Here is a 240-nt window from a genome sequence, read left to right as displayed (position 1 = left end):
GCGAGCTTGATAAAGTTCCTTTTGCGTAACCAGAGCGATCCATACTTTGAGCAAAAATCGTATAGGCATCATTTTTAGGCTCAACAATTACGTCGTAGGTCTCACCAGGGCCGAATCTAAATTCATCTACTGTCACAGGTTCAACATTTTGTCCATCAGCTTGTACAACTGTTAACTTCAGCTCAGGTATTCTTACATCAAAAAACGTATTGCTAGAACCGTTAATAAATCTAAGCCTAA

Annotated in this window: 1 pseudogene; it reads right to left on the bottom strand. The window is 39.2% G+C overall.

The features are described 5' to 3' along the window. Positions 1-240, bottom strand: a pseudogene (locus PSI06_RS21400) (copper resistance system multicopper oxidase); the annotation flags it as partial.

The organism is Pseudoalteromonas sp. GABNS16E, from assembly GCF_028598715.1.
Classification (GTDB): Bacteria; Pseudomonadota; Gammaproteobacteria; order Enterobacterales; family Alteromonadaceae; genus Pseudoalteromonas; species Pseudoalteromonas atlantica.
Note: the sequence above shows the minus strand (reverse complement) of the source record. Positions and strands in the feature narration are given on the sequence as shown.